Source organism: Pseudomonas sp. SDO5522_S412, from assembly GCF_054071215.1.
Window position 1 is genome coordinate 1 of the sequence record NZ_JBSVWQ010000239.1, and the last position, 8,471, is coordinate 8,471.

An 8,471-nucleotide genomic window follows, 5' to 3' on the forward strand; every position below is an offset into this window, starting at 1 on the left:
AGCGTTTTGCTTACTTTTGCGCTGTTCAAAAGTGAGCCGCTGTAAGAGCGGAACCCATATCAGCCATCACCCAAATAACGGATATGTACTCACCCCAGGGTCCGTAACAAAACCGTCATCCCCCTGGGCTAGGCTCGCGGGCTTGAATGCCCCCGAGTCCCAATCCATGTTCAAAGGCCTCCTATACGCCGCGCTGCTGTTCACCCTGACAGCCCACGCCGAAACCTGGCCGGAGAAGGAATGGTCCCAAGGCCAGCCCCTGACCGGCCCGGCCGCCAAGGCCTTGGATGACTACGCCTTCCCACCCCGCGATGACACCACCCGCAAGGGCGTCCGCACCGACGCCTTGCTGGTCATCCGCGACGGCCAGATCATCTACGAACGCTACGCCGCCCCCACCACCGCCAGCACCCCGCACCTGACCTGGTCCATCAGCAAAAGCCTGATGGCCACCGTGCTCGGCGTGGCCTTCGGCGAAAACCGCTTCAAACTCACCGACCCCGCCGCGCGCTTTTACCCGCCGATGAAACAACACCCCGGCGTGACCATGGCCGACCTGCTGCACTGGGCCTCGGGCCTCGACTGGCAGGAAGACTACGAATACGCCCCGCTGAAATCCTCGGTGGTCGCCATGCTCTACACCCGCGGCCACCACGACATGGCCGAGTTCGCCGCCGACACCGCGACCTACAGCGCCCCCGGCCAGGCATTCCGCTACTCCAGTGGCGACAGCAATATCCTGTCCGCCACCCTCAAGGGCATGCTCGGCCACAAGGCCTACGTCGACTACCCATGGACCGCCCTGTTCCAGCCACTGGGCATCCACAACGCCACCTGGGAAAGCGATGCCGAGGAAACCTTCGTCGCGTCCTCATACGCCTACCTCACCGCCCGCGACCTGGCCCGCGTCGGCCTGTTGATGCAGCGCGACGGCCGTTGGGGCGAGCAACAGTTGCTGCCCAAGGAGTGGGTTGCGTTCAATCGCCAACCGTTCGACAAGTACAAGGCGGGCCAGGACGAAGCCGTTCCGGGCGGCCAATGGTGGCTCAACCGCGAAGTGCAGGGTGCCGCCAGACCCTGGCCGGACGCGCCCGCCGACACCTTCGCCGCCCTCGGCCACTGGGGGCAGGCGCTCTACGTGATGCCCGAAAAACAGCTGGTCATCGTGCGCTACGGTGACGACCGCGACGGCAGCTATCGCCACAACGAACTCCTCAAGCGCGTCCTTGCAGCGGTGCAACCATGATCCGCCGTCATCCCTTCGTCAGTCTGTTGATCCTGCTGTTACTCGTGTTGCTCGGCTGGGTCTGGCACGAGCGGGTCAACCTGCAAGCCTTCCCCGACATCATCGCGGCCTACACCGCCAAGGAGTACTGTTCCTGCCGATATGTGGAGGGCAATCCCGCTGATTATTGCCAGGGTTATGTGAAGCAATACGTGCCCACCAGCGCCTTCACCGACAACCCTGAAAAACACCTCGTGACCGCCAGCGGCCTGGGCCGCGCCCACAGTGCCCAATGGCTGGGCCAGCGCGAGGGCTGCCGCCTCTTGCCCTAATGCAGCCACAGGTGGGGCTGAGGTTCCACAGGGTGGAACCACCTTTGATTGTCCTCCTGCGCACATCGCGGTTATCTGGCGGTGTGCAACGAAAAAGAACGGGAACACCCGCCTGCGAGGAGAATCACCATGAGCCCACACCAGCACATCCTGGATTGGCTGAGCGATGTCGCCAGCGACCTGCACGCCGTGCGTCAGGACATTCACGCCCACCCCGAACTGGGTTTTGAAGAAAACCGCACCTCCGCCCTGGTGGCGCAATCGCTGCGTAACTGGGGCTACGAAGTCCACACCGGCATCGGCCAGACCGGCGTGGTGGGTGTGCTGCGCAATGGCAGCAGCTCGCGCAAGCTCGGTATCCGCGCCGACATGGACGCGTTGCCGATCATCGAAAACACCGGCGCCAGCTACAGCAGCCAACACGCCGGCTGCATGCATGCCTGCGGTCATGACGGCCACACCACCATGCTGCTGGGCGCCGCGCGTTACCTGGCCGCGACCCGTCAATTCGACGGCACCCTGAACCTGATTTTCCAGCCCGCCGAAGAAGGCCAGGGCGGCGCCGAAGCCATGCTCGCCGACGGCTTGCTGGAGCGTTTTCCCTGCGACGCACTCTTCGGCATGCACAACATGCCGGGCTTGCCCGCCGGCCATCTGGGTCTGCGGGTCGGGCCGATGATGGCTTCCCAGGACCTGCTCACCGTGACCCTCGAAGGCGTCGGCGGCCATGGCTCCATGCCGCACCTGACGGTCGACCCGCTGGTGGCCGCCGCCAGTATGGTCATGGCGTTGCAGACCGTGGTGGCGCGCAATATCAATGCCCAGGAAGCCGCAGTAGTGACCGTCGGTGCCCTGCAAGCGGGCCAGGCTGCCAACGTGATTCCCCAGCAAGCACTATTGCGTTTGAGCCTGCGTGCCCTGGATGCGAACGTGCGTGAGCTGATGCTGGAGCGGGTCAAGGCGATCATCCTGACCCAGGCCGCGAGCTTCGGCTGCACCGCGCAGATCGAACATCGGCCGGCCTATCCGGTGCTGGTCAACCACCCCGAAGAAACCGAATTCGCCCGCCAGGTCGGCGTCGCCCTGCTGGGTGAAGATGCCGTCGACGGCAACACCACCAAGCTGATGGGCAGCGAAGACTTCGCCTGGATGCTGCAGCGCTGCCCCGGCAGCTACCTGTTTATCGGCAACGGCGTCTCGCGGCCGATGGTCCACAACCCCGCCTATGACTTCAACGACGACATCCTGTTGACCGGCGCCGCCTACTGGGGCGCGCTGGCCGAGAGCTGGCTCAAGCCCGCCTGACGACCTCTTTTTTCTGCCGCTGGACCCTTTCCCAACAGGTTGAATGGAGTGTTCCTCATGCAGACTGCAAAACAGGGCGTATCCCGCACCCGCCAGGTCGTGGCGGCGGTGATCGGCAATGCGCTGGAATGGTATGACTTCATCGTTTACGGCTTTCTCGCCAGCATCATCGCCCGGCAATTTTTCCCGTCGGAGGATGAATACGCCTCGCTGCTGATGGCCCTGGCCACCTTTGGCGTCGGCTTCTTCATGCGCCCGGTGGGCGGGATTCTGCTGGGCATGTATTCGGACCGTAAAGGCCGCAAGGCTGCGATGCAACTGATCATCCGGTTGATGACCATCTCCATCGCCCTGATCGCTTTCGCCCCCAGCTATGCTGCCATCGGCATGGGCGCGCCGATGCTGATCGTGGTTGCGCGCATGCTCCAGGGCTTTGCTACCGGCGGTGAATACGCCAGTGCCACGGCGTTCCTGGTGGAGAGCGCGCCGGCCCATCGCAAGGGCCTGTACGGTTCCTGGCAGTTGGTGGGACAGTGCCTGGCGGTGTTCGGCGGCGCGGCGATGGTGGCGTTGGTCACGCACTTCTTCGAGCCGCAAACCCTTGAAGTCTGGGGCTGGCGCCTGCCGTTCATCTTCGGCTTGCTGATCGGTCCCGTGGGCTTGTGGATCCGCCGGCACATGGAAGACCCCGAGGAATTTATCGAGTCACGCAAACAGGCCAAGGGTGCGGCGCCGAGCTTGATGGACGTCATCCGCGATCACCGCCGCAGCATCCTCGTGTCGATGGGCCTGGCCTGTGGTGCAACGGTGTCGTTCTACGTGGTGCTGGTGAATATGCCGACCTTCGCCCACAAGAACCTCGGCCTGCCGCTGGACCAGGTATTGATGGTACAGATGTTCGCGGTGGCGCTGATGACCGTGGTGATTCCGCTGTCCGGCCTGCTGTCGGATCGGTTCGGTCGGCGTCCGGTATTGATGGCGTTCACCCTGGCGTTTTTTGTGATGGTGTACCCGCTGTATGTGTGGGTCGCGGCGGCACCGTCCATCGAGCGTTTGCTGGTGATGCAGGTGATGTTGTGCACTGCCATCGGCGGCTTTTTCGGCCCGGCGCCGACGGCCCTGGCCGAGCAGTTTCCCATCGAAGTACGCTCCACCGGGGTGTCGGTGGCTTACAACGTGGCGGTGATGGTATTCGGGGGCTTTGCGCCGTTGATCGTCACCTGGCTCAGCAAGGTGCTGGGCACGCCGGTAGCCCCGGCATTTTATGTGCTGTTCGCTTGCGTCCTGACGCTGCTGGGCACTTACTGCATGCATGAGGCGCCACGGGCGAAACGACCGGCGCCGTTTTCCAGCGAGGTGAAACCTTGAGTATTGTTGAACTGGATGCCATCGAACTGTCTCGGGCGATCCATGCGCGGCAGGTGTCCTGCCATGAAGTGATGCAGGCGTATCTGGCCCAGGTCGAACGCTTCAACCCGACGGTGAATGCGCTGGTCTCGCTGCGCTCCCATGAGGACGTGCTGGCCGAAGCGGCGCAGCGTGATCGCGAGTTGGACCAAGGCCAATCCCGTGGCTGGATGCACGGCATGCCCCAGGCCATCAAGGACCTGGCGGCGACCCAGGGCCTGCGCACCACCCTCGGTTCGCCGCTGTTCGCCGAGCATGTTCCTCAAGAAGATGCGATCAGCGTGGCGCGGGTACGGGCCAGCGGCGCGATCATCATCGGCAAGACCAACGTGCCGGAATTTGGCCTGGGCTCGCAGACCTACAACAGCGTGTTCGGCACCACCGGCAACGCCTATGACCCGCGCCTGGTGGCCGGTGGCAGCAGCGGCGGCGCGGCGGTGGCGCTGGCATTGCGCATGCTGCCGGTAGCGGATGGCAGCGACATGATGGGCTCGCTGCGAAACCCGGGGGCGTTCAATAACGTATTTGGCCTGCGTCCGTCCCAGGGTCGGGTGCCTCACGGGCCGGCGCCGGAGCTGTTCGTCCAGCAACTGGCCACGGAAGGCCCGATGGGTCGCAGCGTGGCGGATGTGGCGCGGCTGCTGAGTGTGCAGGCCGGCTACGACCCTCGGGTGCCGCTGTCGCTCAAGGAGGATCCGGCGATGTTTGGCGAGCCGTTGCAGCGCGACTTCAAGGGTGCACGCTTGGGCTGGCTCGGGGATTACAACGGTTACCTGCCGATGGAAGACGGCGTGATGAGCCTGTGCGAATCGGCCCTCAAGGACTTCGCTGCGCTGGGTTGCGAGGTCGAGCACTGCCAACCGGAATTTTCTCTGGAACGGCTGTGGCAGACCTGGCTGGTGCACCGCCATTGGCTGATCCAGGGCTCCCTCGGCGCGGCGTACGCCGACCCGCAAAAACGTGCACTGCTCAAGCCGGAGGCGCAATGGGAAGTGCAGGGCGGATTGCAACTGAGTGCGGCGGACGTTTACCAGGCTTCGATCAACCGCAGCGACTGGTACCGCGCCCTCGGCAAACTGTTCGAACGTTACGATTTCCTGTTGCTGCCCACCGCCCAAGTGTTCCCTTTCGATGCACAACAAGCCTGGCCATGCCTCGTCGCAGGGCGCGAGATGGACACCTACCACCGCTGGATGGAAGTGGTGATCGGCCCCACACTGGCCGGCCTGCCGAGCATGAACGTGCCGGTGGGTTTCAACCCCCGGGGCTTGCCCATGGGCCTGCAGATCATCGGCCCGGCCCAGGCGGACAGGGCGGTGTTGCAACTGGCGTACGCCCACGAACAACTGACCCACTGGGTGCAGCGGCGACCGCCTGCTTGCCTCTCGGCGACCGGTTGAGCCGCGACGGGCCTGTATCTTGCTGTGAAATCAGATCATCCATCGGCATCAAGGAGATCGACACATGGGCAGCGACGCCGAGACGGGAACCGTACGCTCAGTAGGGCGGGCACTGGCGATCATCGAATTGCTCGGCGAGCATCAGGCGCTGGGGCTGGAAGAGTTGCATTACCTGACTCACCTGCCCAAGGCCACGGTCTCGCGGATGCTGCTGACCTTGCAGGAACAGGGCTGGATCTATCGTGGCCTCAGCGACCGGCGTTACCGCCTGCGGGCCAGACGGTTGTTCGGCGACACCCAGCAACGCTTCAAGCGCCAACTGGTGGAAAGCGCCGCGCCGTGGCTGCTGGACCTCAGCGAGCGCACCGGCCTGGTGGTGGACCTGTCGAGCTTCGACGGCGAACGCCTGGAGGTGATGGAAAGCGCGATCCCCACGGTGCTGCGCAAGCTCTACCCGAACAATTGCCAGATCGTCGGCCAGCACGCCAGCCTGTTTCATTCGGCCATGGGCAAGGCGTGCCTGTCGCAACTGTCGGCGGATGAAGTGCAGCGCCTGGCAGGCCGTGAGCATGTGGCGGAAGACGATCAATACCGGGCGTGTGAACAATCCCAGCACCAGGGGTTTGGTCAACGCACCGAAGGCTACTGGGAATACCCGGTGCGCCTGCCGTTCCTGATTCGCGCGGTGGCCTTGCCGGTGCGGGCCAATGGCCGGTTGGTGGGCAGCATGGCGCTGCATTGGCCGATGGATCAGGCACCGGTGGAACGGGTGCTGAGCCTGCACCTGGCCAGCCTGGAGTCGACGATTCGCGATGTGCAGCAGGCGTTGGCCTGACCACCGTTCCCCCGTAGGAGCGAGCTTGCTCGCGAAGAACTCACAGGCACCGCGTTCATTCAGAATGCCCGCGTCATCGTTGGCAACCTTCGCGAGCAAGCTCGCTCCTACAGGAGGTCTTTGTTACTGTTCGCCCAGGTTTTTTGCCCCAAGAGTCTTTATGTCCCTGTTCAAACCCATGGCCTTCCTGCTGCTGGCCGCTGCCGCCGTGCCTGCCCACGCCGACTGGTACCTGGACAACGAGTCCTCGCGCCTGTCGTTCGTCACCACCAAGAACACCGACATCGCTGAAGTGCAGCGCTTCCTGGTGCTGCATGGCAAGGTCGACAGCAAAGGCGCGGCGCAGCTGGAAGTCGAACTGGAGTCGATCAACAGCGGCATCCCGCTGCGCGACGAGCGCATGCGCAATGAGCTGTTCGAGATCAAGACCTACCCGGACGCGGTGATCAATGCGCAGATCAACCTGCAACCGATCAACGACCTGGCCCCCGGCGCGCAATACGAGCTGCGCCTGCCGCTGTCGGTGACCCTGCACGGCAAGACCCAGACCTACAGCACCGAATTGCTGGCGACCCGCCTGGATGACCGACGCTTCCAGGTGGTCACCCTGGAGCCATTGGTGGTGCACGCCGAGGATTTCGATTTGCTGCCGGGGGTAGCCGCATTGCGCAAGGCCGCCGGGCTGTCGCAGATCAGCCTGTCGGTGCCGGTGGGTGCGGTACTGATTTTCACGGCGCGCTGACATGAGCGGCGCAGTGTTCCCGTGGCGCAGCGCCAACCGTTTCGAGCTGATGGTCGACGGCCCGAGTTTCTTCCCACGCATGCTGGAAGGTATCGCCCAGGCTGAGCAACAGGTGGCGCTGGAGCTGTATCTGGTGGAGGCGGGCGCGTGTGCCGAGGCGATGGTTCAGGCCCTGGTGGCGGCCGCCGAACGTGGCGTGCGCGTACGTTGCCTGTTCGATGACTACGGCAGCCTGGCGTTTACCCTGGGCCTGCGTCGGCGGTTGATCGATGCCGGGGTGGACCTGCGATTCTACAACCGCCTGAGCTGGCGCCGCTGGATGCGCAACCTCTATCGGGACCACCGCAAGCTGTTGTTGATCGACCAGACCATCGCCGTGGTTGGCGGCACCGGCGTGACGGATGAATTCTGGACGCCCGGGGAAGACACCGCCGACTGGCACGAAGTGATGGTGCAGATTCGTGGCCCGCTGGTGCTGGATTGGCAGGCGTTGTTCGACCGTCAGTGGCTGGCGAACGACGATCGTAGAGCCTGGAAACCGGCCACGCATTTTGGCCTGCCACGGTTGCCCAAGGTGCCAGCGACAGGACCGGGGCTGGGGCGTGTGGCCTATGCCGACGCCCGCCAGCATCGGGATATCTTGCAGTCACTGATCCGTGCGCTGAACAGCGGCCACCAGCGTATCTGGCTGGCCACGCCGTATTTCCTGCCGACCTGGAGCGTACGGCGTGCCCTGCGCCGGGCGGCGGGGCGCGGGGTGGATGTGCGTTTACTGTTGACCGGGCCACGTACCGATCACCCGTCGGTGCGGTATGCCGGGCACCGTTACTACCCGCGTTTGCTCAAATCCGGGGTGCAGATCTTTGAATACCAGCCGTGCTTCCTGCACTTGAAAATGGTGCTGGTGGACGATTGGGTGAGCATTGGCTCGTGCAACTTCGACCACTGGAATCTGCGCTTCAACCTGGAAGCGAACCTGGAAGCGTTGGACCCGGAATTGACGTTGGCAGTGGTGGCGAGTTTCGAGCGGGATTTTGCCCTGAGCCAGGCGGTGAGCCTTGAGGCATGGCAGTCGCGGCCGTTGTGGCGGCGGGTGAAGCAGCGGGTGTGGGGGTGGATTGATCGGTTGGTGGTCAACCTGCTGGACCGCCGCGGATAAGCCAGAATACCCCAATCAAATGTGGGAGCGGGCTTGCTCGCGAAAGCGGTGGATCAGCCAAACTTC

At 63.9% G+C, this 8,471-nt stretch carries 8 protein-coding genes; all 8 read left to right on the forward strand.

Going from position 1 to position 8,471, the window contains the following annotated elements; genetic code table 11:
• Nucleotides 1–166 precede the first annotated feature (166 nt).
• The 8 genes from ACW9I6_RS27985 (at nt 167) to ACW9I6_RS28020 (ending at nt 8,405) form a co-directional block, all read left to right on the forward strand.
• Nucleotides 167–1,246: a serine hydrolase domain-containing protein gene (locus ACW9I6_RS27985; protein WP_177010040.1), complete on the forward strand. Its 1,080-nt coding sequence runs from the start codon at nt 167–169 to the stop codon at nt 1,244–1,246.
• Nucleotides 1,243–1,557: an amidase gene (locus ACW9I6_RS27990; RefSeq protein WP_177021695.1), complete on the forward strand. Its 315-nt coding sequence runs from the start codon at nt 1,243–1,245 to the stop codon at nt 1,555–1,557. The genes ACW9I6_RS27985 and ACW9I6_RS27990 overlap by 4 nt, the downstream gene beginning before the upstream one ends.
• A gap of 129 nt (nt 1,558–1,686) precedes the next feature.
• On the forward strand, nt 1,687–2,862 hold the full coding sequence (locus tag ACW9I6_RS27995) for a M20 aminoacylase family protein (protein ID WP_087692640.1): 1,176 nt from the start codon (nt 1,687–1,689) through the stop codon (nt 2,860–2,862).
• A 57-nt stretch (nt 2,863–2,919) separates the two neighbouring features.
• The gene (locus ACW9I6_RS28000) at nt 2,920–4,230 is read left to right on the forward strand and encodes a citrate-proton symporter (RefSeq protein WP_177056098.1); all 1,311 of its coding nucleotides are present in this window, start codon (nt 2,920–2,922) and stop codon (nt 4,228–4,230) included.
• Entirely contained in the window at nt 4,227–5,669 is a 1,443-nt protein-coding gene (locus ACW9I6_RS28005; protein ID WP_087692638.1) for an amidase, read from the forward strand. Before ACW9I6_RS28000 ends, ACW9I6_RS28005 begins: the two co-directional genes overlap by 4 nt.
• A 64-nt stretch (nt 5,670–5,733) precedes the next feature.
• On the forward strand, nt 5,734–6,504 hold the full coding sequence (locus tag ACW9I6_RS28010; RefSeq protein ID WP_008430887.1) for a helix-turn-helix domain-containing protein: 771 nt from the start codon (nt 5,734–5,736) through the stop codon (nt 6,502–6,504).
• A 160-nt stretch (nt 6,505–6,664) separates the two neighbouring features.
• Nucleotides 6,665–7,246, forward strand: a complete 582-nt coding sequence (locus ACW9I6_RS28015) for a YceI family protein (RefSeq protein WP_008430888.1) — start codon at nt 6,665–6,667, stop codon at nt 7,244–7,246.
• A gap of 1 nt (nt 7,247) precedes the next feature.
• The gene (locus ACW9I6_RS28020) at nt 7,248–8,405 is read left to right on the forward strand and encodes a phospholipase D-like domain-containing protein (RefSeq protein ID WP_003209153.1); all 1,158 of its coding nucleotides are present in this window, start codon (nt 7,248–7,250) and stop codon (nt 8,403–8,405) included.
• Nucleotides 8,406–8,471 lie beyond the last annotated feature (66 nt).

What these genes read in the sequence shown, in the direction of transcription:
- ACW9I6_RS27995 (WP_087692640.1), top strand. Translation starts at nt 1,687, where the DNA reads ATGAGCCCACACCAGCACATCCTGGATTGGCTGAGCGATGTCGCCAGC.
- ACW9I6_RS28000 (WP_177056098.1), top strand. Translation starts at nt 2,920, where the DNA reads ATGCAGACTGCAAAACAGGGCGTATCCCGCACCCGCCAGGTCGTGGCG.
- ACW9I6_RS27985 (WP_177010040.1), top strand. Translation starts at nt 167, where the DNA reads ATGTTCAAAGGCCTCCTATACGCCGCGCTGCTGTTCACCCTGACAGCC.
- ACW9I6_RS28010 (WP_008430887.1), top strand. Translation starts at nt 5,734, where the DNA reads ATGGGCAGCGACGCCGAGACGGGAACCGTACGCTCAGTAGGGCGGGCA.
- ACW9I6_RS28015 (WP_008430888.1), top strand. Translation starts at nt 6,665, where the DNA reads ATGTCCCTGTTCAAACCCATGGCCTTCCTGCTGCTGGCCGCTGCCGCC.
- ACW9I6_RS27990 (WP_177021695.1), top strand. Translation starts at nt 1,243, where the DNA reads ATGATCCGCCGTCATCCCTTCGTCAGTCTGTTGATCCTGCTGTTACTC.
- ACW9I6_RS28020 (WP_003209153.1), top strand. Translation starts at nt 7,248, where the DNA reads ATGAGCGGCGCAGTGTTCCCGTGGCGCAGCGCCAACCGTTTCGAGCTG.